This is a genomic window from Gluconobacter sp. NFX36 (assembly GCF_049887835.1).
Classification (GTDB): Bacteria; Pseudomonadota; Alphaproteobacteria; order Acetobacterales; family Acetobacteraceae; genus Gluconobacter; species Gluconobacter japonicus_A.
This window is the reverse complement of record NZ_JAGEKJ010000007.1, coordinates 42,194-67,480: the sequence shown is the minus strand read 5'-3', so window position 1 is coordinate 67,480 and position 25,287 is coordinate 42,194. Positions and strand designations below refer to the sequence as shown.

Annotated in this window: 23 protein-coding genes; 8 read left to right on the top strand and 15 right to left on the bottom strand. The window is 57.5% G+C overall.

Annotated elements, in window-relative coordinates; all coding sequences use genetic code 11:
• Window positions 1-49: 49 nt before the first annotated feature.
• Both J4P41_RS08920 and acnA read left to right on the top strand, forming a co-directional pair.
• Window positions 50-1,072 carry an isocitrate/isopropylmalate dehydrogenase family protein gene (locus J4P41_RS08920; protein ID WP_062504768.1) on the top strand — a complete coding sequence of 341 codons (1,023 nt, stop codon included), beginning with the start codon at window positions 50-52 and terminating at the stop codon, window positions 1,070-1,072.
• 34 nt (window positions 1,073-1,106) lie between these two features.
• Window positions 1,107-3,797 (top strand): aconitate hydratase AcnA, encoded by a 2,691-nt coding sequence (gene acnA / locus J4P41_RS08915; protein ID WP_426066833.1) that lies wholly within the window; start codon window positions 1,107-1,109, stop codon window positions 3,795-3,797.
• Window positions 3,798-3,859: 62 nt separating this feature from the next.
• Here acnA and J4P41_RS08910 read toward each other — a convergent pair whose 3' ends face one another.
• The 6 genes from J4P41_RS08910 to J4P41_RS08885 all read right to left on the bottom strand — a co-directional run bounded on the left by J4P41_RS08910 (window position 3,860) and on the right by J4P41_RS08885 (window position 9,368).
• Entirely contained in the window at window positions 3,860-4,195 is a 336-nt protein-coding gene (locus J4P41_RS08910; RefSeq protein ID WP_010504230.1) for a YegP family protein, read from the bottom strand.
• A 106-nt stretch (window positions 4,196-4,301) separates the two neighbouring features.
• Window positions 4,302-4,967, bottom strand: coding sequence for a LysE family translocator (locus J4P41_RS08905; protein WP_426066832.1), 666 nt, complete (start codon window positions 4,965-4,967; stop codon window positions 4,302-4,304).
• Window positions 4,968-4,994: 27 nt separating this feature from the next.
• On the bottom strand, window positions 4,995-6,575 hold the full coding sequence (gene ahpF / locus J4P41_RS08900; RefSeq protein WP_010504226.1) for an alkyl hydroperoxide reductase subunit F: 1,581 nt from the start codon (window positions 6,573-6,575) through the stop codon (window positions 4,995-4,997).
• 101 nt (window positions 6,576-6,676) lie between these two features.
• A complete protein-coding gene (gene ahpC, locus J4P41_RS08895) occupies window positions 6,677-7,240 on the bottom strand; it encodes an alkyl hydroperoxide reductase subunit C (RefSeq protein WP_023943720.1) in 564 nt (187 codons plus the stop codon).
• A 167-nt stretch (window positions 7,241-7,407) separates the two neighbouring features.
• Window positions 7,408-8,526, bottom strand: a complete 1,119-nt coding sequence (gene add, locus J4P41_RS08890; RefSeq protein ID WP_426066831.1) for an adenosine deaminase — start codon at window positions 8,524-8,526, stop codon at window positions 7,408-7,410.
• 113 nt (window positions 8,527-8,639) lie between these two features.
• Window positions 8,640-9,368: an SDR family oxidoreductase gene (locus J4P41_RS08885; protein WP_426066830.1), complete on the bottom strand. Its 729-nt coding sequence runs from the start codon at window positions 9,366-9,368 to the stop codon at window positions 8,640-8,642.
• A 146-nt stretch (window positions 9,369-9,514) separates the two neighbouring features.
• Here J4P41_RS08885 and J4P41_RS08880 point away from each other — a divergent pair, with 146 nt between their 5' ends.
• Window positions 9,515-10,447: a hydrogen peroxide-inducible genes activator gene (locus J4P41_RS08880; protein WP_426066829.1), complete on the top strand. Its 933-nt coding sequence runs from the start codon at window positions 9,515-9,517 to the stop codon at window positions 10,445-10,447.
• Between the two features lie 130 nt (window positions 10,448-10,577).
• Window positions 10,578-11,522 (top strand): SMP-30/gluconolactonase/LRE family protein, encoded by a 945-nt coding sequence (locus J4P41_RS08875; protein ID WP_426066828.1) that lies wholly within the window; start codon window positions 10,578-10,580, stop codon window positions 11,520-11,522.
• Window positions 11,523-11,531: 9 nt separating this feature from the next.
• On the opposite strand, the gene J4P41_RS08870 is transcribed toward J4P41_RS08875, so the two are convergent.
• The 3 genes from J4P41_RS08870 to J4P41_RS08860 all read right to left on the bottom strand — a co-directional run bounded on the left by J4P41_RS08870 (window position 11,532) and on the right by J4P41_RS08860 (window position 14,532).
• Window positions 11,532-11,996, bottom strand: a complete 465-nt coding sequence (locus J4P41_RS08870; RefSeq protein WP_231875861.1) for a hypothetical protein — start codon at window positions 11,994-11,996, stop codon at window positions 11,532-11,534.
• 58 nt (window positions 11,997-12,054) lie between these two features.
• Entirely contained in the window at window positions 12,055-13,308 is a 1,254-nt protein-coding gene (locus tag J4P41_RS08865; protein ID WP_426066827.1) for a cation:proton antiporter, read from the bottom strand.
• A gap of 138 nt (window positions 13,309-13,446) precedes the next feature.
• On the bottom strand, window positions 13,447-14,532 hold the full coding sequence (locus tag J4P41_RS08860) for a DNA topoisomerase IB (protein ID WP_415514443.1): 1,086 nt from the start codon (window positions 14,530-14,532) through the stop codon (window positions 13,447-13,449).
• A 156-nt stretch (window positions 14,533-14,688) separates the two neighbouring features.
• On the opposite strand from J4P41_RS08860, the gene J4P41_RS08855 reads away from it, so the two are divergent.
• Entirely contained in the window at window positions 14,689-14,904 is a 216-nt protein-coding gene (locus J4P41_RS08855; RefSeq protein WP_175266120.1) for a hypothetical protein, read from the top strand.
• Between the two features lie 15 nt (window positions 14,905-14,919).
• On the opposite strand, the gene J4P41_RS08850 is transcribed toward J4P41_RS08855, so the two are convergent.
• From J4P41_RS08850 to J4P41_RS08830, 5 genes are read right to left on the bottom strand one after another with little or no spacing between them, the layout of a single operon-like run.
• On the bottom strand, window positions 14,920-15,576 hold the full coding sequence (locus J4P41_RS08850; RefSeq protein ID WP_426066826.1) for a glutathione S-transferase family protein: 657 nt from the start codon (window positions 15,574-15,576) through the stop codon (window positions 14,920-14,922).
• Window positions 15,577-15,578: 2 nt separating this feature from the next.
• Window positions 15,579-16,661: a tRNA 2-thiouridine(34) synthase MnmA gene (gene mnmA / locus J4P41_RS08845; protein WP_010504205.1), complete on the bottom strand. Its 1,083-nt coding sequence runs from the start codon at window positions 16,659-16,661 to the stop codon at window positions 15,579-15,581.
• Window positions 16,662-16,666: 5 nt separating this feature from the next.
• The gene (locus J4P41_RS08840) at window positions 16,667-16,981 is read right to left on the bottom strand and encodes a ferredoxin family 2Fe-2S iron-sulfur cluster binding protein (protein WP_063903279.1); all 315 of its coding nucleotides are present in this window, start codon (window positions 16,979-16,981) and stop codon (window positions 16,667-16,669) included.
• A 16-nt stretch (window positions 16,982-16,997) separates the two neighbouring features.
• A complete protein-coding gene (locus J4P41_RS08835) occupies window positions 16,998-18,146 on the bottom strand; it encodes a cysteine desulfurase family protein (protein ID WP_426066825.1) in 1,149 nt (382 codons plus the stop codon).
• Window positions 18,143-19,240 carry a cysteine desulfurase family protein gene (locus tag J4P41_RS08830; RefSeq protein ID WP_426066824.1) on the bottom strand — a complete coding sequence of 366 codons (1,098 nt, stop codon included), beginning with the start codon at window positions 19,238-19,240 and terminating at the stop codon, window positions 18,143-18,145. Before J4P41_RS08830 ends, J4P41_RS08835 begins: the two co-directional genes overlap by 4 nt.
• A 137-nt stretch (window positions 19,241-19,377) precedes the next feature.
• Between J4P41_RS08830 and J4P41_RS08825 the strand changes: the two genes are divergently transcribed.
• The 3 genes from J4P41_RS08825 to J4P41_RS08815 all read left to right on the top strand — a co-directional run bounded on the left by J4P41_RS08825 (window position 19,378) and on the right by J4P41_RS08815 (window position 22,425).
• Window positions 19,378-20,043, top strand: coding sequence for an alpha/beta hydrolase (locus tag J4P41_RS08825; RefSeq protein WP_007281538.1), 666 nt, complete (start codon window positions 19,378-19,380; stop codon window positions 20,041-20,043).
• A 104-nt stretch (window positions 20,044-20,147) separates the two neighbouring features.
• Window positions 20,148-21,011 carry an ABC transporter ATP-binding protein gene (locus tag J4P41_RS08820; protein WP_426066823.1) on the top strand — a complete coding sequence of 288 codons (864 nt, stop codon included), beginning with the start codon at window positions 20,148-20,150 and terminating at the stop codon, window positions 21,009-21,011.
• Between the two features lie 4 nt (window positions 21,012-21,015).
• Window positions 21,016-22,425, top strand: coding sequence for an ABC transporter permease (locus tag J4P41_RS08815; protein WP_426066822.1), 1,410 nt, complete (start codon window positions 21,016-21,018; stop codon window positions 22,423-22,425).
• Window positions 22,426-22,469: 44 nt separating this feature from the next.
• Here J4P41_RS08815 and J4P41_RS08810 read toward each other — a convergent pair whose 3' ends face one another.
• Entirely contained in the window at window positions 22,470-25,259 is a 2,790-nt protein-coding gene (locus J4P41_RS08810) for a TonB-dependent receptor domain-containing protein (protein WP_426066821.1), read from the bottom strand.
• Window positions 25,260-25,287: the final 28 nt, after the last annotated feature.

Below are 25,287 nucleotides of genomic sequence, written 5' to 3'. Positions count from 1 at the left end.
CGCCTCTAAAGTCCGCACGCCTTCTAAGTATGGACAGACAGGATACGCCATGACCAACAAGATTCCCGCCACGCTCATCGCCGGTGACGGTATCGGACCTGAGATCATGGCCTCCGTCACGACTGTTCTGGATGCACTCGGCGCGCCCTTCGTCTGGGATCATCAGAATGCAGGAATGGGCGCTCTGGAAAATCAGGGCAGCGCTCTTCCCGATGCGACGCTCGACAGCATCGCCCGCACGGGACTGGTTTTGAAAGGCCCTCTGACAACTCCGGTCGGCAAGGGTTTCCGGTCCATCAATGTGACGCTGCGCCAGCAGTTCGATCTGTACGCCAATGTCCGCCCAACACAGACGATCGTTCCAGGTGGCCGTTACAGCAATGTCGATCTGGTCGTGATCCGCGAGAACGTCGAGGGTCTCTATGCCGCCATGGAACATTACATGCGCGTTGGCGACGATCCGGAAGCCGTGGCCTATGGCGCAGGCTTCAACACACGGGCGGAATGTAATCGTATCGTAAGGTTCGCGTTCGAATACGCTGTGAAGAACGGTCGCAAGAAGGTCACGCTGGTTCACAAGGCCAATATTCTCAAGATCCTCAGCGGTATCTTCCTGCATGAAGGCCGCCGCGTTGCTGCCGAATATGAAGGCCGTATCGAACTTGAAGAGCGTATTGTCGACGCCTGCGCAATGGAACTCGTCATCAAGCCGGAAAACTACGATGTTATCGTCACGACTAACCTCTTTGGTGATATCCTCTCCGATCTGACAGCCGGCCTCGTGGGCGGTTTGGGCATGGCTCCGGGAGCTAATATCGGGGAGAAGATGGCCGTGTTCGAAGCCGTCCACGGATCGGCTCCGGATATCGCGGGCAAAGGTGTTGCCAACCCCCTGGCGCTCATGATGGCCGCCAGCATGATGCTGGCCCATGTGGGCCGTCAGGACCTCTCTGCCCGTCTTGATGGCGGCATGAAGCAGATCCTGACGACAGATGGTATCCGTACCCGCGATCTAGGCGGCACTGCCACGACCGAAGACGTTACGCAGGCTCTCCTGCGCGCCATTCACTGAACAGACGACACGACCAGCAGGGAACACAAACATCATGAAACAGGTTGGACGCGATCTTCTGGGCAGCCAGCGCGACCTGTCCGTTGACGGACAGACCTATCGCTATTTCTCCCTTCCCGTGGCCGCGGAGAAGATCGGGGATATTTCCCGTCTTCCCGTCAGCCTCAAGGTTCTGCTTGAGAACGTCCTGCGTTTTACAGATGGCACGAGCTACAAGGTGGAAGATGCACAGGCCATCGCAGACTGGCTGCGTTATGTCGGCTCGACGCAGGAGGTGCCGTTCAAGCCATCCCGCATTCTGATGCAGGATTTCACGGGTGTTCCGGCTGTTGTCGATCTGGCCGCCATGCGCGACGGTATCCTGTCCCTCAACGGAGACCCGCGGAAGGTCAACCCGCTTGTCCCGGTTGACCTCGTGATTGACCATTCCGTTATGGTCGATGTCGCAGGCCGGGCAGATGCGCTTCAGCAAAACGTATCGCTGGAATTCGAGCGAAATGGCGAGCGTTATGCGTTCCTACGCTGGGGGCAGCAGGCATTTGACCAGTTCCGCGTTGTGCCGCCTGGTGCGGGCATCTGCCATCAGGTCAATCTGGAATACCTGTCTCAGGTTGTCTGGACCAGCACGATCGACGGCGTGACCTACGCTTATCCAGACACGCTGTATGGCACGGATTCCCACACCACCATGGTCAATGGTCTGGGTGTTCTGGGCTGGGGCGTCGGGGGTATTGAAGCCGAAGCCGCAATGCTTGGCCAGCCGATTTCCATGCTCATCCCGGATGTCGTCGGCTTCCGCCTGGACGGCAAACTCCCGGAAGGCACGACGGCCACAGACCTTGTCCTGACCATCACGCAGATGCTCCGCGCCAAGGGCGTTGTCGGAAAATTTGTCGAGTTCTATGGTCCTGCGCTGGATCACCTGCCCGTTGCAGACCGCGCAACCATCGCCAACATGGCCCCGGAATACGGCGCAACCTGTGGCTTCTTCCCTGTCGATGCGCTGGCACTGGATTACCTGCGTCAGACCGGCCGTGACGAACACCGTATTGCGCTTGTCGAAGCCTATCTGCGGGCTCAGGGCATGTTCCGCGACGCTTCCACGCCAGAACCAGTCTTCTCTTCCACGCTTTCGCTGGATCTCAGCACTGTCACGCCATCTCTTGCAGGCCCCAAGCGCCCGCAGGACCGCGTAGAACTGCGCTCGGCCTCCGAGGCTTTCGAGAAAGCTCTGACAGAGACGCTCGGCGTCAAACCGGAAAATACCATCGTCACCGCTCCGGTCGCGGGAACGGATTACGCGCTGGAACATGGCTCGGTCGTCATTGCGGCCATCACGTCCTGCACCAACACATCCAATCCCGCTGTTCTCGTGGCGGCTGGTCTAGTCGCCCGGAAAGCGCGTGCACTTGGCCTCAAGCCCAAGCCCTGGGTCAAAACCTCCCTCGCTCCCGGCTCTCAGGTCGTGACGGATTATCTGGATCGTGCTGGCCTGTCCGCTGATCTGGACGCGCTCGGTTTCGAGACCGTAGGCTATGGCTGCACAACCTGCATCGGCAATTCCGGCCCGCTGGACCAGCCGCTGGTTGATGCAATTGAAGGCCACAATCTGGTTGCAACGTCCGTTCTCTCGGGCAACCGCAATTTCGAAGGGCGCATCTCACCAAACGTCCGCGCAAATTACCTCGCCAGCCCTCCGCTTGTGGTCGCTTATGCTCTGCTGGGCACCATGCGTCAGGACATTACGACGGCCGTTCTGGGACATGCACCGGACGGAACACCCGTACATCTGAAGGACATCTGGCCGTCCAATCATGAAGTCGCGGAACTGGTCGGAACGGCCGTCACGCGCGAAGCCTTCGTCGATCGCTACAGCCGCATCACCGAAGGCACGCCGGAATGGCAGGCGCTCGGATCAGCCAGCGAGTCCGCAACCTTCAAGTGGCAGCCCGGTTCGACCTATGTGCAGGACCCGCCCTACTTCACGGACCTGAAGGCCGATCCCCAGAACCCGACGGATATTTCCGGCGCCCGCGTTCTGGCTCTGCTCGGTGACAACATCACCACGGACCATATCTCCCCGGCAGGCTCCATCGCCGCGTCTTCCCCGGCTGGTGAGTACCTTCAGGAACATCAGGTTTCGGTCAGAGATTTCAACTCTTATGGCTCCCGCCGTGGCAATGATCGTGTGATGGTTCGAGGCACATTCGCCAACATCCGTATCCGCAACGAGATGGCCCCCGGAACCGAGGGCGGCATGACACGCCATCAGCCCGACGGCACCCTGATGTCCATCTACGATGCCGCGACCCGTTATGCTGAAGAAGGCACACCACTCGTCGTCTTTGGTGGCAAGGAATACGGCATGGGCTCCTCCCGAGACTGGGCCGCCAAAGGCACACGCCTGCTCGGCGTTAAAGCAGTGGTTGCGGAAAGCTTTGAGCGTATTCACCGCTCAAACCTCGTCGGCATGGGTGTTTTACCCCTGACGTTTGAGGACGGCACAACCCGTAAAACCCTCGGGCTGGATGGTACAGAAACAATCAGCATTGCCGGCATCAACGACCTGACGCCCCATAAGACGCTGATCATGACCATTACCCGTCAGGATGGCAGCCAGCAGCAGGTTCCCCTGCTCTGCCGTGTCGATACCGTGGACGAGGCGGATTACTACCGCCACGGTGGTATCCTGCCTTATGTTCTGCGCGGCATGGCAGCAGCCTGATGGCAAAAGCCCCTCGGAACACTCATCCGAGGGGCTTTTTATATTGAAACCTACTTTACTCGTCAGTGGGTCAGATCAACCGTTGGGGCGACCGGGGCGTTCTTTGTAACGGACTGGATCCCAGCCTCTCTGGCGCTCTCACTGCCATAAAGCTGACTATTCCCGATAATTTGCCCGTTCGAAGCTTTCAGATTGAAGAAAGGCTTCCCGCTTGAAGCCGTTTTGCGCTCATAGAAACGGTCTTCAGCCGCATGTTTCTGTACGGAAGCAATGCCGTTCAGAGCACTGGCTTTCTGGACGTACCCCTCGCCTGAGAGAATAATTTCGCCATTGGCTGCTTTCAGGCGAAAACGGTATTCGCCAGCCGTATCCTTATACAGCTCAAATTTTGCACTCATCATCAGGCTCCTTCTGAACAACAGGCATTCTCGAGAGGCAGCTTCCCCCTGTTGCCGAAAACTGCCCTCTCACTTTGCCCGAACCCACGCAGGAGATCGAGCCCTCTCAGGCCCGTCGTGCCAAAGCCAGTTTCAGGCTGAACATCAGAAAAACGCCACCTGTCAGACGATCCATCCGCCGCACCACAACAGGGCTGGACAAAAACCGCCCCAGCGGAATGGTCAACGCGACAAGAAGCCCGAGCCATGCAAAGGACAGTACGGCCTGAATAGCCGTGAGGAGCAGGGAAAACTCCTGAATATTCACATGCGGGGGAATGAACTGCGGCATAAATGTCATGTAAAACACGCCGACTTTCGGGTTGAGCAAATTGCTCAGCAGGCCACGACGGAACGCAACCCCGATTTCGGGCCGGTTCGTCGGCTGTTCGGCAGCCGCTTCTTCCTGCTCATGGGCAAGGGACGTGCGTGGATGGAGCAGCAACTTGAGGCCCATCCATCCCAGATAGAGCGCGCCGGCCCATTTCACGGCCGTAAACGCCGTTTCAGACGCTGCAAGTAGAGCAGTCAGACCGAACGCCGCGCCCAGCCCCCAGACAGCGAGACCAAGACATATCCCCAGAACAGCCCCCAAACCGGCTTTCCAGCCGGATGTGGTAGCAGTTCGCAGTGTCATGGCCGTATCGAGACCTGGCGTAATGGTGAAAATCGCCGCCGTGGCGGCAAATGCTAGAAGGGGGAGCAGATAGGGATGCATAACCAGATCATACACCCGCTTCTTCCGCTCCCCAATCCCCGATCAGGCCAGCTCTACTTCCTTTTGAACAACTGGCATGCGGATCAGATAATCAAAGGCTGACAGAGACGCCTTAGCCCCTTCGCCCATCGCAATCACGATCTGCTTGTAAGGCACTGTCGTCGCATCACCAGCAGCAAAGATTCCCGGCACGGACGTCGCGCAATGATCGTCGATGACGATTTCGCCATAGGGGCTGAGGTCCAGAGAACCCTTCAACCAGTCCGTATTCGGCAGCAATCCGATCTGCACGAAAACACCATCCGTTTTGATATGGTGCAGTCCACCATCCGCATCACTGTAGGTCAGGCCAGTCACTTCCTTGCCATCTCCCTCGATCTTCGTGGTGAGCGCGCTCATCAGAACTGTGACGTTCGGCAGGCTCAGCAGCTTGTCCTGCAAAACCTTGTCCGCCTTCAGATGCGCCCCACGCTGCAGAAGCGTGACGTGAGACACGATGTTGGCCAGATCAATCGCAGCTTCCACGCCGCTATTACCACCGCCAGTCACGACAACCGGACGCCCCTTGTAGAACGGACCATCGCAATGCGGGCAATAGGCCACGCCCTTCGTGCGATATTCTTCCTCCCCAGGGACGCCAAGCTGACGCCAGCGCGCGCCTGTAGCCAGAATAATCGTCTTGGACCGCAGGGTCGCTCCGCTTTCCAGAACAATCTCGTGCAAGCCGCCCAGCTGCGTTGTCGGAACCAGCTTGGCTGCCTTCTGAGACGCAATGATCTGCACATCATACTGCCGCACATGGGCTTCCAGCGCCCCGGCCAACTGCGGACCTTCCGTCTCCTTCACGGAAATGAAGTTCTCGATACCCGCCGTATCCATGACCTGACCACCAAAACGATCAGCCACAAGTCCCGTCCGCAGGCCTTTACGCGCGGCATAGATGGCAGCCGATGCACCAGCAGGACCAGCACCCAGCACAAGCACATCAAACGGTGCCACATCCTTCAGCTTTGCAGCCGCGCGCTCAACGGAAGAGGCATCCAGTTTGGCGAGAATATCCGCGACCTCCATACGGCCCGACGCAAACGGCTCCCCGTTCAGGTACACCTGTGGCACGGAACGAATACCCAAACGCTCAACTTCTTCCGGGAAATCCGCGCCATCAATAGCCGTGTGATGGATCTTCGGGTTCAGAACGCTCATGGCGTTCAGAGCCTGCACAACATCCGGGCAGTTCTGGCAGGACTGGGAGAAATACGTCTCGAAATGGAAGTCCCCATCCAGCGCCTTGATCTGTTCAACAAGATCAGCCTCAATCTTGGGCGGATGCCCACTGACCTGAAGCAGGCCCAGAACCAGAGATGTAAACTCATGCCCCATGGGCAGGCCGGCAAACGTCACCTCCTCCACGGAACCGGCACGACGGATCACAAAGGAGGGGCGGCGCGATGCCGTTCCCGCATCGGAAAACGTCACCTTGTCTGACAGGCTGGCAATATCTTCCAGCAATCCGCGCACTTCAGCAGAGCGGTCGTCAGAGCCAAGCGTGGCTTCGAGCACGACGTCGCTCCGCAGGTACTCCATATAGGCGCGCATCTGGGTTTTCAGGTCGTCCTGAAGCATCGTTTTTCTCCAGCGGTTTTGTAAGAAAAAATTCTTGTTAAATCCTGCCTCTCAAAGAGAGGCAGGAGGATGGTGAGGCTGTCACGCCTCACCGGGCAGGATCAGATCTTGCCGACTAGGTCGAGGGACGGCTTCAGCGTTGCGCTGCCTTCCTTCCACTTGGCCGGGCAGACTTCACCCGGGTGGCTTGCGACGTACTGCGCAGCCTCAATCTTGGCGAGCAGTTCTGTCGCGGAGCGGCCAACGCCACCAGCCGTGATCTCGATGTACTGAACCTTGCCTTCCGGATCGAGCAGGAACGTCCCACGGTCAGCCAGACCAGCTTCTTCGATCAGAACACCGAAGTTGCGGGAGATCGTGCCTGTCGGGTCGCCAAGCATCGTGTACTTGATCTTACCGATTGCCGGAGACGTGTCGTGCCAGGCCTTGTGCGTGAAATGCTTGTCCGTGGAGACAGCGTAGAGTTCAACGCCCAGCTTGTCGAAAGCAGCCTGGTTGTCAGCGAGGTCTTCCAGCTCGGTCGGGCAGACAAACGTGAAATCAGCCGGGTAGAAGAAGAAAACGGACCACTTGCCGCGGACGTCTGCGTCCGTGACGGTCAGGAACTTGCCGTCGCGGAATGCGTCGGTCGAAAACGGTGCCAGCGGCGAATTGATGCGAACCATCAGAAGGTCTCCTGCTTTGTCGCTCGTGTTGTGTTGCGGAACCTATGTCCCACAGAATGAGAGGGACAGGAAACAGTTCCTGTCAATATGATTGATCGGTCAGACCGAATACAGATCAAACCCTCATCACAATTGCCTATCTCATATCAGAGCCGCTGGCCAGACCTTCAAGCCCATTGCCGCTGAAAAGCCTCAAGCTTTGCAAGGTAGGTTTTCCGTTGAGCCGAACCGATCCAGGACGCTTCAAAACTGTTGCGCGCCAACGTCAACAGATCCTGCTTGCTCAGGTTTGCATCCCCCTGCGCCACCACAAGGCTTTCTGCGACGTAGTTACCCTTCATGTAAGCCGGATCATCGGACGCTACCGTTACCTTCAGACCACAATCCAGCATCCCGCGGATGATGTTGATATTCTCGCCATTTTCCCGCAGCCACCCACACGCAACAGGACAGACCGTGAAAGCCGTTCCCCGGCGTTTGGCAATGGCGACAAGATCGGGGCGTTCCAGAATATTGCCGCCGTGATCGATCCGGTCTGCCTGAATGTCTTCCAGAACCTGGCGGATGTGCTCATGCGTATCGAGCTGATTCAGATCGCAGTGCATCGTCAGGTGGAAGCCTTCCTTCCTCGCCCGGGCAAAGACCTCCCGGAACTTGTCAGGCGGATTGTTCTTCTCATCTGAATCCAACCCAATCCCCACAATATGCTGGCGGTACGGAAGCGCAGTTTCCAGCGTCTTCATGGCGGATTCAGCACTCAGTTCCCGCTCGAAACAGAGCACAAGCTGAGAGTCGATTTTCAGGTTCTTTCGAGCATCTGCCTGCGCGCGGGTCAGGCCAGTCATGACCGTCGAAAAAGCAATGCCACGATCCGTATGCATCTGCGGGTCAAAGAACATCTCAGTGTACAGAACGTTCTGGGATGCTGCCTTCGTCAGATAGGCATAGGCCAGCTCATAGAAATCCTGCTCCTTGAGCAGAACACTTTTGCCTTCATAGAAAACTTTTAAAAAGCTCTGGAGATCGTGGAAGTTGTAGCTGTCCCGCATCTCTTCCACGGTTTTATAAGGGAGCGTCACTCCGTTCCGGCGAGCGAACCGGAATTTCATTTCCGGTTCCAGCGTGCCTTCAAGATGCACATGCATTTCGGCTTTCGGCATGGCGTAAATGAACGCCGTCAGATCATCACTACCGGGAGACGGCATTGCCGCTGCTCGGGCGCCAAGTGCGAAAGTCCCCGCAAAAAGCGTCGTATTTGCCAGAAAGGCCCTGCGCCCGAACGTCATCCTGTTTTCCTTCTCATCCTGCCAGCACACTCAGCCTGACCAGCTGACAGGATGTTGCGAAGGCGATCTGATAACAAGCCGAGAAAACAGGATGACCCGAATGGATTTTGCGATCAGGCGGTCAGGCCACCATCGACCGGCAGAGACGCGCCGGTGATGTAGGACGCAGCCGGACTAGCGAGAAACCCAACAAAATCAGCAATATCCGCTACCTTGCCGTAAGACTCCGTCGCCGTGAAGCTGCGGATCAGTGCAGCACCTTCGCCATCGGCGGGATTAAGATCCGTGTCGATCGGGCCCGGTTCTACAACATTGCAGGTGATGCCCTTCGGCCCCACGTCACGCGCAACGCCCTTCGCAAAACCTTCCAGAGCAGCCTTCGTTGCTGCGTACAGGGAAATTCCCGGGAAAGGCGCACGAGCACCGAACGCAGAGCCAATATAAATCAGGCGACCACCCTGCCCCATATGCTTCACGGCTTCCATGGTCTCAACCATAACGGCGCGCACATTGAGATTCAGAACCTTGTCGATCTGCTCAACGCTCATCTGATCAATCGGGCCATACGGATAAATACCGGCGTTACAAACCAGGGCATCCAGACGACCAAACGTCTCAACAGCCTTGGCGACAACAGCAATATTCCCTTCCGTTCCACCATGAGCCTTGATGGCCACGGCCTTACGACCCTTGGCCTCGATCTGGCTGACAACGGCAGCGGCAGCCGCCTCGTTGCTTGCATAGGAAATGGCAACATCATAGCCGTCTGCGGCAAGACGAAGTGCGATTGCGGCACCGATACCGCGGGAACCACCGGTCACAAGAGCTACGCGCTGGGACATGGTTCTTGATCCTTTCTCTGGACAATGTGTCGAACCTTATACGCCTCGTACTTCGGTGTGTCTTCCACGCACAGATGAACCTTTGAATTTTTTAACAGGTAAAACCGCACTTCCATATTTTTAAGTTCGATCCTATCTATAATTCCATGAGCTATGTTCCCCTTTCCGGCCTCTCCCTGCGAGACATCGAATATGTCGTGGCGGTGGACGACCTCCGCAATTTTTCCCGCGCTGCCGAACGCTGCGGCGTAAGTCAGGCGGGGCTGTCCGAACAGGTCCGGAAGCTCGAACAGCTTCTTGACGTCACATTGTTCGAACGGTCGCGCCGTCACGTCGCGCCAACCCCCGACGGGGAACGACTCATTGCACTCGGCCGCGACGTTCTGGCAGCCGCACGCAATCTGCTGGAAGCTGCAAGGGCACATACCAGCCCGCTGGATGGTATTTTGCGGCTCGGTGTCATCCCGACGCTCGGACCGTATTACATTCCGGGCATCCTCCCGCATTTGCGGAACGACTATCCCAACCTGCATCTTCGCCTCATGGAAGGCATGACTGACACGCTTGTTCATGCTCTGCGAAATAACGAGCTGGATCTGGCCCTGATGGCGCTCCCTGCCCCTTCGGAAGCGCTGGAAACCATTCCAATCTTCGAAGAGGCATTTCTGGGTGTCTTCCCTGCGACCCATGAACTTGCTGGCAAAAACAAAATCTCTCTGAAACAGCTTGGTCGCCCTGACCTTCTGCTCTTGGAGGACGGACACTGCCTGCGCGATCAGGCACTCTCCATCTGCCCGACCGTTCCCCGTCAACGTGAGCCTCGACTGGCCACCAGCCTCGAGATGCTCTGGCACATGATTGGCGCGGGTGAAGGCTTCTCTCTGATCCCCAGACTGGCTCTCCGAAACAGAATGGATTTCGAGAGCCTCATCACCGTCCGTCCCCTCTCCGAACCCGAGGCCTGCCGGACGATCGGTCTTGTCTGGCGTGCCTCAGACCCACGCGCCTCGACATTCAGGGAACTTGGTAAATTTCTGCGTCAAAATGCGCCGGAAGGGTGCAAAATGTATCCAACCTGAACCACCAGCGCTCCATGACGTTCACACTCCGCACAACAGAACACACTCAGGCCCTTAACTACGATCTCAGGAGACAGGCCGGAGACTCTGTGTCTCATCCCGGGTCGAGTGCAAAGGAAAGAGTCTACCTGTGAAGAATGTGCTTATCGGTACATTCCTGCGGCGCGCTGGAGCACCAAAAATTCTGGGTATCATGCCCGGCCTGAGGATCAATGATCCCCTTCTGGCCGCCGTACTGGACTTCGATACGCCGCTTCTTCTGCTGCATGAAGGAATGACACATGGTGAAGGCCCTGTTTGGGACGTCGAAGGAAACCGGTTGATCTGGTCAGATGTCATTTCCCGTCGATTGATGGCATGGCATCCGGACGGTCATGTCCACACAGTTCTTGATCCGACATGGTTCATCAGTGGCAATGCCCTGCTCCCTGATGGAACAATGGCTCATTGTGAGCATGGCCGCCGGTGCATCAGTGTTTCCCACCCCGGAAAAGAGGCCCTGCCTCTCATCACGCATTATCAGGGTGGAAGGCTGAATGCGCCCAATGACATCGTTGCAGGACCGCACGATACACTCTGGTTTACAGACCCCGTTTTCGGCATCACGTCCCCCCGCGAAGGGTACATCGCAGACCCCGAACTGCCTCATCGGAGCGTGTACCGATACCATCGGCCAAGTGCCACGCTGACCCGCATGGCGGATCTGGATCAGCCAAATGGTCTGGCTTTTTCACCCGACGGCCATACATTGTATGCCTCGGATACGTCGCGGGCGATTGGCGGAGCCACTCACGCCATTCAGGCTTTTACCGTCGCGGAAAACGGTACTCTTTCCGAAGAGCGCCCTTTTTACAGCGTTGAACACGGTATTCCCGATGGATTGGCCGTGGATCAACGTGGCTGGATCTGGACGACGTCAGAGACCGGAATTCATATTCTGGACAGTTCAGGATGCCCTCTCGGCTTCATCCGACTCCCCTATACCCCGACCAACTGCACATTCGGCGGCTCTGACAACCGCCGCCTGTTCATCACCTGCAACCAGCACCTTCTGGCGCTGGATCTCAGGGATTAAGCCAGAAGATTACTGAGACGTATCACAGGCCTTTTTTGACCCCGGAAAATCTGAACACCCAGCTTTTCCAACGCCCCACTGATAGTCCTTTTCGTCGCTCGCCATTCCGTTGGGCGTCACCTGCGTCATGACGGCGGACAGATCGGAGACACGGCCTGCGGTATATTTCAGTTCGATATATCCGTTGTAGGCACCAGGATTCTTGTTGGCGCTCTGGAAGTAGCTGGCCTTATGGTCCTTTCCGGGCACACCAAGAATCTGCGTCACCTGTGCGGGGGTTGCGTTCTGAAGGCTCCGAAGCAGGTCTTCCGTAAAGCTGCGACACGTCACATCCGGGCGCTCGTCTTCACCGGGGAGCGCTGTCCAGCATCCCTTCTGACCGGGGAAACCAGATGCGGCGGAAGCGCTTTCCGCTGCGCAAAACAGGCTTCCTGCCACCAGCATGAAGCCCATTGCATATTTTACTGTCATCATTCTGTCCTGCTCCCGCCAGTCCATTCATCCTCTGCCAGATCGGACCGGCAGGCCATTATCAACTGGTACTCTTCGGATAAAGCCGATTGACTACCCTCTCCATCGTCAGCCCCTGCACAATGATTGTAAAGACCACCACGCCATAACACACCGGCAGGAGTGTCTCGCGAAGGCCCCCGGGAGGCAGCCCCAGAGCCAGCGCGACGGAAATTCCCCCTCTCAGCCCACCCCAGGTCAAAACACCGAGAGCTTTCCCACGCTCCCCCTTCCGCAAATGGACAGGCATGGTGGACAGAAAAACGCTTAGCCCCCTCACCACGACCGAAAGGGGAATGATGAGAAGGGTTGCCACCAGCGTCGGAAGATGCGGCGTGATTTCAAGAAGTTCGAACCCGATCAACAGAAACAGAAGCGCGTTCAGAATTTCATCAATCAGCCCCCAGAACGTCACCAGTTCCTGACGGGAATGTTCTGGGATGGCCCGCTTTCCGGCATCCGTCGCCAGCCACATCCCTGCCACCACGACGGCAATCGGTCCTGACATGTGCAAGGCACTGGCGAGACTGTATGTCCCCGTCGCAAGCGCAAGCGAGGCCAGAAGATCAATCTGCATATCCTTGACGCCACGGATGATCTTCAGCGCAACCCAGCCAGACACACCGCCCAGCAGCCCCCCTCCAACGGCCTCGATCAGAAACCGCACAACGAAATCGGTCATGGCGACACTCTGGGCCTCTCCCGTCGCGACACCGATCACCGTACCAAAAATGACAACCCCCACACCGTCATTGAACAGGCTTTCACCCGCGAAAACGGCCTGTAATGAGTCCGGCAACCCCAGCCGACGCAACATCCCAACAACGGAAACCGGGTCCGTGGGGGCGAGAATTGCCCCCAGCACAACACACCAACTGAATGGCACCTGCATACCCAGAAGCGGAAAAACAAACCACGCCGCCCCGGCAAGAAGAGCGACCGCCAGAACCGTCCCAAAAATCGCAAGCGCTGCCACGGCTTTCCCGCGGGCAAGCAGAAGTCCCAGATTAACCTGCATGGCACCTGCAAACAGCAGGAAGGACAGTGCCCCTTCAAGAAAAGTCTCGGGCAGATTGACCTGCCCGAGCAGCGAACGGGGAATATGCTGAAGGTCATAGCCGGGAATCAGCGGGTTGATCAGCATGACCAACATCGAGATGACCATGGAAATCAGCAGGATACCGATTGTCATAGGCAGTTTGAGCAGGCGCTCGTTCAGCACACCGAAACACGTCGCGCCCACCATCAGTAATGCAAAAAGCCCGAGTGAATTCATATGCCCTGCTCCATCCTGCCCTGACTTTCCGCCGCCTGCCTGACCATCCATCCCGGTCCGCATTTACCACTCACTGTCAGACACAGAAGCTTCTGTAACAAGCAGAGTTTCAATCGACAGATTTCAACATATCGCTGTTCAGGGTTTTACAGCGCCATTATTGTGAAGATACGGCAGTCGGTTCGCCAGAAAGCCGGTCACCGCTGCTTCCTCGGCAGACAACCCATGTTCCGGCGTTTCCAGAACATCCTGCGCCCGCTTCTGGAACGCCGCCCGAAGAGTTCCGTCCAGATGGCCATCCACCACACAGGGGTTGATATAGCTTTTCCGGCAGACCGCAGGCGTATTCCCTAGCCGGGCAGCCACGGATTTCACAGCCTCGACAACCTGTTTCTTGGCTTTTGCCTTCGTATCGTAATCACTGAACGCACAGAGTGTAACGGCTGCGAGCTGCGTGGCAGCCCAGGTCCGAAAATCCTTGGCCGTAATATCTTCGCCTGTAATCGTCTGAAGGTAACCATTCACGTCCTGCGAATGAACTTCATGGCGCGCGCCATCTTCGTCCAGATACTGAAACAGACGTTGCCCCGGCAGATCTTCCAGTCGGGAGACAAGTCGCGCCAGACGCGTATCAGACAGATCCAGATGTTGCTCGATGCCGTGCTTGGCGCGGAAGTCAAACGTGACGTGCTTTCCACTGACATCCACATGCCGATGACGAAGCGTTGTCAGGCCATAGCTCTTGTTCTCACGCGCATACCGGTCATTGCCAATCCGCGCCATCGTCCGTTCCATGATGAAGACAATCGCAGCCAGAACGCGGTCCCGATCCAGCGTCTTTCGCGCCAGATCCTTGGCAACCTGCGCCCGTACCGCAGGAAGCTTCTCGCTGAACACGAGCATCCGATCAAACTTCGCAAGATCCCGCGTTTCGCGCCATTTGGGATGATAACGATACTGCAACCGTCCGCGCGCATCCGTGCCCACGGCCTGCAGATGCCCCTCAGGGTCCGTACAGATCCACACATCCCGATAGGCCGGCGGAATACCAAGGCGTTTCAAACGGTTAATGACGTCCTGATCGGCAATACGCGCCCCAGCAGGATCATAATAAGCAAATCCTTTGCCAGCACGTTTGCGCGTAATCCCCGGCTCAGTCCGGTCAACATAGTGAAGCCCTGCGCGTCTGGCCTGTTTCTGCTCTGGTGAAAGTCGTGCCGTCACAAATCTGCGCCCCTGTCCGTCCGCCTGTAACAGCGTGCTTCAGCAACGGGAGTTTCGTCAGATCCGCTTACGGTTCCTTATACTTCCTGACATGACACTCACCCTTTCAAAGGCGACGTAGAAAGGAACGATTTTCAGAGCAGGGAAAGCATTGTCATGAAGCGACTATTATGGGGATGCAGCCTACTCCTGCTCGCAAGCTGCGCCTCTCATCCATCGTCCGACATGTCTGAGACTGCCGATGGCGGGGATGGTTCATCCTATACCCAAACGGCTGGCGGCCCAGGGGGAGGACATGGTGGCGGCAATAACATCTGGTCAGACGTCTTCCGCACCGCGCTACAAACCGGAATGGGCTTCGTCCATCACTGAACGAAGCCAGAAGCCTTACTTGTCCTCGTAAGACAGTCGCCATTCGGCAGGCTCTGCCTCGGCAAGAGCATACCATTCCTGCATCAGTGGGTGCGCCAACAGCGTCTGCACCCATGTCTTCACGACCGGATCGACATCCAGCTGATAGGTGTGAATGCGGATTGCGACAGGCGCATACATGCAGTCCCCAACGGTCAGGCTGTCACCAAACAGATAAGGCGTGGCCGTACCAGACCGCAGAAGCGCACCCTTCAGCGTGTCACTCAACAGAGCAACATCCTTGGCAAGATCTTCGCTGATCTCTGCAAGAGGTGCAGGAACGCGCTCCACATCCATCGGGCAGTTCTGCCGGATCGGACGGAAACCGGCATGCATCTGTGCGCTGATGCTTCGGGCATGGGCACGCACCACACGGTCCTGTGGCCAGAGCGACGGCTCATACTCGGCACAGTATTCGCAGATAGCCAGACTTTCCCAGACATGTGCACCATCATGCTGCAAATACGGCACCAGTTTGTTGGGAGACAGCGCGTGGATTTCCGTAGTCTTGCCACCGCCCTTGAGAGCAATGACCTTTTCATCCACGTCCAGCTTCGCCAGTTTAACAGCCAGCCAGCCTCGCAGGGACCAGGACGAATACCGCCGCGATCCGATCAGAAGTGTCCCCGCCATATTTACGCTCCCGCCAGAATAAACCCGCCGCCCAGAACGCGGCTTCCATCATACAGAACGCACGCCTGACCGGGCGCTGGCATGGCGGGTTCCGTCAATTCAACAAGTGCCTCACCATTCGCCAATGGCTTCACAACCGCATCCCGGAGCTTCTCACGGGCGCGGATCTGTACGCCGCAGGAAACACCTTCAGGCGGCGCATCCATCAGCCAGTTCATATCCCGCAGACGGATTGTCTTGCGCGTCTCGACTTCGGTCGCCTGAACGCGCGGTCCAACGACAATCCGACGCTTGGGCACATCAATCCGCGTCACCATCTGGCGCTCGCCAACAGCCGTATGGATGTCTCCCAGCCGCTTACTCTGGCCGACCGTATAGCGCGCAACGCCCTCATGATGACCAAGGACATTGCCCTGTTCATCCACAATCTCGCCTTCACCCCGGATTTCGGGACGCAGCTTTTCCACGATATCGACGTAAGACCCGCTTGGGACGAAGCAGATATCCTGACTATCCGGCTTAGCCGCGATTTCGAGCCCAAGCTCCTGCGCCAGTTCACGCACATGCGCCTTGTCCGGCATCTCGCCAAGCGGAAAGCGCAGATAATCGAGCTGATCCTTTGTCGTCGCGAACAGGAACCAGGTCTGATCCCGTTCCGCATCAACGGGCCGGTGCATTTCTGCGCCATCCGGACCTTCCACGCGCCGGACATAGTGCCCGGTCGCCATGGCTTCACACCCCAGATCGCGGGCCATGCCCAGAAGATCCGTGAACTTCACGCCCTGATTGCAGGCCACGCACGGCACAGGAGTTTCCCCGCGCGCATAGGCGTCCGCGAAGTTCTCGATCACACTGTCCCGGAAGCGGCTTTCCGCATCAATGACGTAATGCGGAAAATCCAGCTTATCCGCCACGGCGCGGGCATCCATGATGTCGCGCCCGGCACAGCACGCACCCGGCTTCGACGCCTGACCGTGATCATAAAGCTGGAGTGTCGCGCCAATCACCTCGTGGCCCTGCCGTTTCAAAAGCGCGGCCACTACGGAGCTGTCCACGCCTCCCGACATGGCAACGAGGATACGCATGGTCTTCAGCCCGCCTTCGGAAGCTGAACGGTCAGGCCATCCAGATCTTCGGTCATGACAATCTGGCAGCCCAGACGCGACGTCTGCTCCAGGCCGAACGCCAGATCGAGCATGTCTTCTTCATCGTCGGTCGGCTCGGACAGCTTGCCAGCCCATTCCGGGTCCACGATCACATGACAGGTGGCGCAGGCCAGCGAACCCTCACAGGCACCTTCAAGGTCAATGTCGTGCTTGTGGGCGATTTCCAGCACCGACAGGCCGACAGGGGCGTCAACTTCACGGCGGGAACCGTCACGTTCGATAAAGGTCATCTTGGGCATGGGCTGTCCGTCTTTTTCAGTCTCTTGAAGGTTGGCAGGTACGGACAGCCTCGATCAAAAGAGCCGCCGCACGGTCAATACCGGGCTTGGAGGTAGAGCGTCCGACCGACAGGCGCAAGCACCGCGATGCTTTCTCTGCAGAAAGTCCCATCGCCGTCAGCACATAGGACGGTGTAATTTCCGCGGCCGAACACGCCGATCCCGTAGACATGGCGACGTCCGGAACGCGTTCAAGGATGTCTGTTGCCCGAACACCATCCGGCAGACAGATATTCAGTGCACCGGGTAATCGCGTAGCCTCGCCACCATTCAGTTCGCAGTCCGGGAGCGCCGTTTTAACCTGGCCCCAGAGATCGTCGCGGAGGGCAGAAATCTGCTGAATATCAGCCTCCAGTCTCTGCGCGGCCAGTTCCGCTGCTTTCCCAAAACCGACAACCAAAGGCGTGGGCAGCGTCCCCGAACGAAACGCGCGTTCCTGTCCCCCACCCGAGAAAAGCGGCTGCAATCGCACGCGGGGCCGACGCCGCACATACAACGCGCCAATCCCTTTCGGACCATACATTTTGTGAGCAGAAAAAGACGCCAGATCAACGTCCGAAAGCGAGACGGGAAGCTTCCCAGCCATCTGCGCCATATCGGTGTGAAACAGGGCCCCTGCCCCCCGCACGATTCGTGACAGAGCCGGAATATCCTGCAACACGCCCGTCTCGTTATTGGCGGCCATGATGCTCACAAGCAGGGTTGGCACCGTCAGAGCTTCCTGAAGCTCAGTAGGATCAACGCACCCTTGAGAATCCACGCTCAGAACAACAGGCTCGAACCCTTCTGCTTCCAGATCCCGGACGGACTCCAGAACGCATTTATGCTCCGTGGCGACCGTAATGACCCGGCGGCGCTCATCACCCATCCGTTTGAAATGCCGGACAGCCCCCTTGATGGCGAGGTTGTTCGCTTCTGTCGCACCGGACGTGAACACCAGTTCGCGCGCCTCCACACCCAACAGGTCAGCCACACTCTGCCGCGCCCGCTCAACAGCCTGAGCCGCCTTCTGCCCCGGACCATGCACACTGTGCGGATTGCCATAATCCTCGGCAAACCACGGCAACATTGCGTCAACGACAGCTGGATCACAGGGCGTGGTCGAAAAGTAATCCAGATAAATCATGACACAGCCTTCCGCAGACGCGCCGCCATGCGCCCGTAGGCCACACAGAACGCCTCAACCTGCTCTTCCCGAACATTCCAGGGCAACGACACGCGGATGGCCTGACTGGCGCCAGTCGTTTCTCCCATGGCGGTCAGAACATGCGATGCCGAGACTTTTCCGGAGGAACAGGCCGACCCGGCAGAGACGCAGAACCCCTCCAGATCCAGCGTCATAAGCTGCACCTGAGCCGCGACACCATCCAGAATGAGGCAGCTCGTATTCGGCAACCGCGGAGTCCCACGACCGGCAACACGCGCCCCAGCCTCCATAGCCGTCTGCTCGACACGTTCCCGCAGACAATCAACAACCCTCCAGTTCTGCTTCTGCGCCTCTTCAAACGCAGTCGCCATCCCAAGAATTGCAGGGATCGCCTGCGTCCCGCCACGGCGCCCACGTTCCTGACCGCCACCGATCATCAGCGCATCAATCGGCTCATCCTGCGGCAGAAGCAGTGCCCCCGCTCCCTTCGGGCCACCCATCTTGTGACCGGACAGGGCGACACTGCACTCCGTCAAGTCAAACGGAACACGCCCGGCGCTCTGAACAGCATCCACATGCAGATGCGCACCCGAGTCGCGGCAGAGTGTTGCCACATCGCGCAACGGTGAAAGGACACCGGTTTCGTTGTTGGCGGACATGACGCACACCAATGTCGGCACACCATCGGACAGTTTTTTCCGCAGGTATTCGAGGTCCAGAACACCCTGTCCGTCCACAGGAATAACTACTGCTTCAGGAGCAGCCTTACGCACCGCGTCATGCTCCGTTGCGCCGATCAGAATACGCCTGCCCCGACCGAACGCATGAATAGCCATCGCATCAGCTTCCGTCCCCCCGGACGTGAACACGCAAGTCCCGGAAATCCGCACAAAACCGGCACTGATCTGGCTCCGGGCATTTTCCAGAAACCGTCTGGCCTCACGCCCCTCCGCATGGACGGAAGACGGATTGCCAGACAGCATCAATCCTTCCAGCACAGCCTCCCTCGCCGCGGGGCGCAGAGGCTCGGTTGCATTAGCGTCAAGATAGGTCGGAGCGGATGCGTTCGTCATGTTCCTTAGATCGTGCAGAGTTGCAGGAATCGCAATCCCGAGTCGATTTTGGTGGAAATTCGGGCTTTCAACTCGATATACAGACGCCCACCGGAAGGCAGGGCCGTAATCCTGCCGGACATAGAGCGAGAGTATACATGCCTGAAGTGATGTTCGCCGGCCCAGATGGCCGGCTTGAGGGTCGTTACCACCACTCCAGCGAACCAAACGCTCCCCTCGCCCTGGTGCTGCATCCCCATCCGCTCCACGGCGGCACCATGAATAACCGCATTACCTACACGATGTATCGCAGCTTCGAGAAGATGGGCTTCTCGGTCATGCGCTACAATTCGCGCGGCGTTGGCCGCTCGCAGGGCCGCTACGATGGTGGCATCGGCGAGATCTCCGATGCAGCCGCTGCCCTCGACTGGATGCAGATGGTCAACCCAAACTCCAGCGAACTATGGATCGCCGGATATTCGTTCGGTGCGTTCGTCGGCATGCAGCTTCTGATGCGTCGTCCGGAAATCAGCGGCTGGATCAGCGTTGCTCCTCCTGCCAATGACTATGACTTCGGCTTCCTCGCGCCCTGCCCTTGCGGTGGCCTGATGATTGCCGGCGGCAAGGACGAAATGGCGCCAGAGCCGGGTATCCGCAAGCTGGTGGACAAGCTGAACACGCAGAAGAACGTGACGGTCGATTATCGTATCTTCGACGATGCCGACCATATCTTCGCCAAACAGGCTGACCGCGTTGGTGAAGCACTGGAAGATCACGTCATGACCATGCGCGGCCGCAAGGCTCTCGCACTGGCTGCTGACTGAACAAATCTGACAGTCTTATGAAGAAAAGGCCTGCGCCCTCCGGGACGCCGGCCTTTTCTTTTGGGGCTCTTGCCGGACCATACACATTATGTAACGACTGTTACATGAACAGCCCGCAAGACGTCCTCCCCGTCCGCGTGACGGACCTCACCAAGCGTTTCGGTAGCTTCACAGCTCTGGAGGGTGTTTCATTCACCGTACATCCGGGTGAGACCGTTGCCCTGCTGGGAAGGAATGGCGCGGGAAAATCCACTCTCATCGGGTGCCTAATGGGTTTCCTTGTCCCAGACAGGGGTTCGGTGGACCTGTTCGGTCAGAATGTTCTGAACCTTCCAAGGGAATTGCGCGCCAGAACCGGCTTTGTTCCGCAGACCATGACGGGGTTCGGAGCGTTTACCGTTGGCAAGCTGATTGATTATATCGGCGCCTTTTATGGGTCACTTCCGCCGGTCGATTCCACCCTTCTCCGCTGGGCCGATCTGGACCCTAAAAAGTTAGTCAAAAGTCTCTCGGGCGGTCAGCGCCAGCGCCTCGCAATCCTGCTGGCCATGCGTCATGCGCCGGACTTTCTGGTGCTGGATGAGCCTGTTGCCAGTCTCGACCCGCATGCCCGACGGGATTTCATGAATCTGCTCGGAGACTATGCGCGCCGCACAGGCGCCAGCGTTCTGATTTCCTCGCATATTCTTTCCGATCTGGAGCGCCTCTGCTCCCGCCTGCTGTTCCTCCGGCAAGGTCAGGTGGTGCTGGATGTTTCAACCACGGTGTTCCGCGCCACAACACGCTGGCTGGATCACGCGACACCGCACATCCTCAGCGATCTTCCCCTCCAGATCATCGGACAGCGCGAGACCGGACTTCTCGTACATGGATGGTCGGAAGACGTCATGCTGCCTGAAGGCACAACGGTTTCCGTGCCCGATTTTGAGGATGCTTTCCTGGAAATCACTGCGACACAGGCTTCCTGAGCCCATGGGAGGATTTCGTCTTTCTCCGCTGGAATGGTCCGACCTGCGCAGAGCGCTTGGCCTTTACTTCTCAGCAACATTCCTGCGCAGCAACTACATGGCGCTAATGCTCGTGGGCTGGCTGATTGCCGCTCTTTGCGCGCTCTGGAACTTGCATGGTCTGCTCAAACACGAAACACTGGCACAGGCTCTTTCGCATACCAGCATCTTTTACGTCATTCTTGTCGTCATCTTTGCTCAGAGCGTCCTCCAGCTTCATACGAACAATCAGATCGGCGGCTCACAGGCGCCTTCCATTCCCGGACTGGCCATTGCCGAAGCCCGTGCCGCCAGTATCGTCGCGAGCATAATCATTCTGGGCTTTGCCGGTCTGATGAGACTGCTGCCCATCCCTTTCCATGACGCTCTGTTTTTTATCCTGTTCAACGCTATTCCCTCAGCCGTGCAGTGGTATGCCCCGCCGCATGAGCAATCCAGAAAAAAGCGGCTTGCCATTGCTCTGTTCGGCGTCGCTCTCATGCTCGCCCAGTTTGCACTGGTGCTCGTTTCGGACGCCACCTTCTGGATGCTGACGCGCCCTGCGTCTCTTACCATTCCCGCCAGCATCGTTTTATTCATCGGACTGATCGGCAGTATTATGTCTTTGCCGAACCGACTGCATGGTAGCAAACCTCTTGCACCAGCCGCGCATGAGCATCCCCTCCCGGCAGCAAGTACAGGTTCGAGCGTCGCACAGCCTTCCGCAAATAAAGCGCTGACACCCTATCAACTCCGTCAGATGCTCCTTGCCCCCATAACCCCCGTTACGCTTAGAACCGACATTCTGATCAGCCTGTTCGCCATTCCCGTGACGCTCTCCGTTTTTGCAACGATAGAGATGTTTTTAAGTCACCGCAGTTTCAGCACGGCATGGGTCAAATCCGTTGGTACCGGGTGCATCATGCTGGTGATTGGAGACAAATGGCTCCTGGACCGACAGCACTGGCCACTCCTGCTGGTCACCGGGCGGTTCGGAAGCCGGCTGAAGTTCGTGCAGGCCGTTTTTAAAGCCAAACTGTCCCGAATGCTGATTGTCACACCGATCCGTGTCCTCAGCCTTGTTGTGCCTTATGCTCTCCTGAAACTGCTTCTTCCTACCACTGCTTTTTATGACGCGCTGGACCTGATCGTCCTGGCCGTTGGCATGACCCTCTGCTCTGCCTTGCCATTCCTGTTGTTACGCTCCCCGGCAAAATCGATTGTTTTCGCCTTTAACCTCGCCCCGGTCCTCCTGGTCCAACTTTGCTCGCCCTTCCTGCTAGGCCTTAGATATGCTGGATACCTGGCCCTGACCGCTCTTACCTTAGGCGCCTTCAGCTATCTCTTTGCGCCATATCGGATCAGCCGTTCAGACTGGCCTTACGAAAACGAATAACTGGAATGGGCGAAATTTTCCCCGGGAGGATTTTCCAACGATGTTCAGAAATCCACCCCGGCCTGGGCAAACACATAGCGCCCTGGGATAAACCCTGAATACTGCGCCACCGCTGTGTTAGATGCTCCATCCACAACGAACGGCGGCTGACGGTTGAACAGATTGTTGACGCCCGTATTGACCGTCCATCGGCCCGCCCGATAGCCAAGCGTCACATCCTGAAGAAAAACGCCGGGAGACCGCGTACGCCCAGCTGCCTGCGGCGCCAGGTCATTCGTGCCATCATTCCAGTGCATGCCGCCAATATACTGCACCATGTAGGTCAGGCTGAACGCACCATGCTGCCAACTGACCGTGGTGTAACTCCGCTCACGCGGCATCCCGCTGCCTGACAGATACAGCAGTCGCCCCGTGTAATTCCGCCATGCTCCACCCGGTGTGTACTGCTGGAAATACCCGATCAGCTGCTGGTAATTTTCGGACAGGGACAGGCTGTCCTGCCGCCCCAGACGCATCCGGTAAGTCAGGTCGATATCCAGACCGTTCGTGCGCAGGCCACCAAGGTTCTGCTGAACAGCGGAAATGGCCGTAAGCTGACCGCTTGTGGACCGTGGGGACACAAGAGAGCAAAGCTGCGGTTCCGTTCCCGTATAGCACCCGTCCAGAATATACTGCGTTCCCGGTGCGGAAATCATGTTCTGCAACGTGTAGTGCCAGTATTCGACGGACAGCGAGAGATGCGGCACCCAGTGCGGTGTGACGACTGTTCCGATTGTATAGGTGCGGCCCGTCTCCGGTTTCAGAGCAGTGTTCCCGCCCGAAAGCGTGGGCAACTGTCCCACGAACGCCGAACTGAACGTCTCGGGATTGATCTCTTCCGAAAGGCACCTTGCCCGAACCGTTCCGGCCCGCGCTCCATAGGCCCCGGCCTGACTGCATGGGTCGGACGCAGACGGATAGCTCAGCGTGCGGCCGCCATAGAGACTGTAAATGCTTGGCTGCCGATAGGACGTTCCCAATGTGGCGCGGAATGCAATGTCCTGAACAGGTGCCCAGTGCAGCCCCACCTTCCAGTTCTTCGTCGTTCCAAACGTATTATAGGCCGAGACACGGCCCTGAAGATCCACGGTCAGATCCCGGGCCAGAAAGGCATTCTCAAGAAGTGGAATTTTCCCTTCGACATATCCTTCCGTCACATGGAAACCGCCACCCGTATAAGCCGTCGTTGCTCCTGTAGAATCCCCGCGTTCCACAATTGGGTCGGGCTTATAGCTGAGTTGCTCGCTCCGGTGCTCCATCCCGAATGCGAGACCGACCTGACCGCCGTGACGGTATGGCAGGCTCAAAATATGATTGTTATGGAAGCGCAGATTGACGTCCCGCATCTGGTAATCCGCATGATCATGCTGCGTAAACCGGACGTAGTTTGCGGCCTGTTCCGAATAGGGCGCGAACGGATTTTGCAGAACGCATCCTGACGCTGCCACGCAGATATCCGGGTTATATCGCACCGCACTCGACGAGCTGGACGGATCAAGCTGTTCCGTACCGGTCGTTTCCAGCAGGTGGCGATAATTCACCATGTTCTGCGTCTGTGCCGTCAACTGACTGACGCCGTAAGTCATGGATGCATCGTACTGCCAGTCCCCGACAATGCGTCCCTTCGCCCCTCCCATGACGGTCCAGGTATCAACCGCGAAATCATTCTGGCGGTATCCGAGATCCTCCATCCTCTTCGTCACGGCATAATCCTTGCCCCATGGATTATCAGGGCTACCAGCCGGAATGATCCACGAGGATGGAAGGCTGGACGGTGGAATACTGCCCTGAACCGGGGCTGGAGAAAGCTGACGGGACGCCGTGGTGTGGCTGTAACGAACGTTGGAATACAGTGTGATATGTGCGTTCAGATCGTAATGAGCATCTCCGGACAGCGCCGCGTTCTGGTGATAGTTCTGAAGCATTGACCCTTCGGCGAAGTTGTACAGATCCGAAGACTGAAGCGAGCGAAAACCACCATTTCCGTCAGAGACCATTTTCTTTCCCGTTACGGGATTAAACGCCACGCCACCGGGAATGATGGAAGAGCCAAAACTCGGCGCACCAGATGCGGGATTGTCATTTTGCGGGAGGGCGGCCCATTGGCGATCACTAGAGGCTATCGGCCCGGTCGTATCGTACTGACCAAACAGCGTGATATTGCCGCGCCCGTGATCGAAATTGAAGCCCTTGTAGCCGGAAATCAGCCCCGACCGGCTGTCGCCATATTGTGTGATACCACCCTTGATCGTCAGGTTGCCGCCCGTCAGATCGTGTTTCAGACGGATATTGATGACGCCCGAAACGGCATCCGCTCCGTAAAGCTCGGAGCCACCGTCTTTCAGGATCTCAATCTTGTCGATCTGCTGCACAGGAATGGCATTGAGATCCACACATTCCGAACCTGCATTCATGGCCGTGCGTTTGCCATCAATCAGGATAAGGACACGCCCCTGCCCCAGATTTCGCAAGTCCGTGCAGGAGACACCTCCGCCACCATTCGTGCGCGTATTCGGCGTTCCCGATGATCCGACGGAGGGTAGTCGTGTCAGATAATCTCCAAGGGAGATGGCGGATGTTCTCTGAATATCCTTGGATGAAATGATCTGAACCGGATTGGCTGTCCTGTTGCCCGCCCCTGCCAGATACGATCCCGTGACAACGATATCTTCCGACTTCGAGGATTTTACGCTCTCTGTCCGATCATCGGCAAAAAGAGCTGGGCTCCACATCATGCCGCCAACCAGAGCCGGACAGAATGGGAGAGCGGCTTTGGAGAAGAAACGGAGACGCATGGTCGGAAACACACTCAGATATTATGTT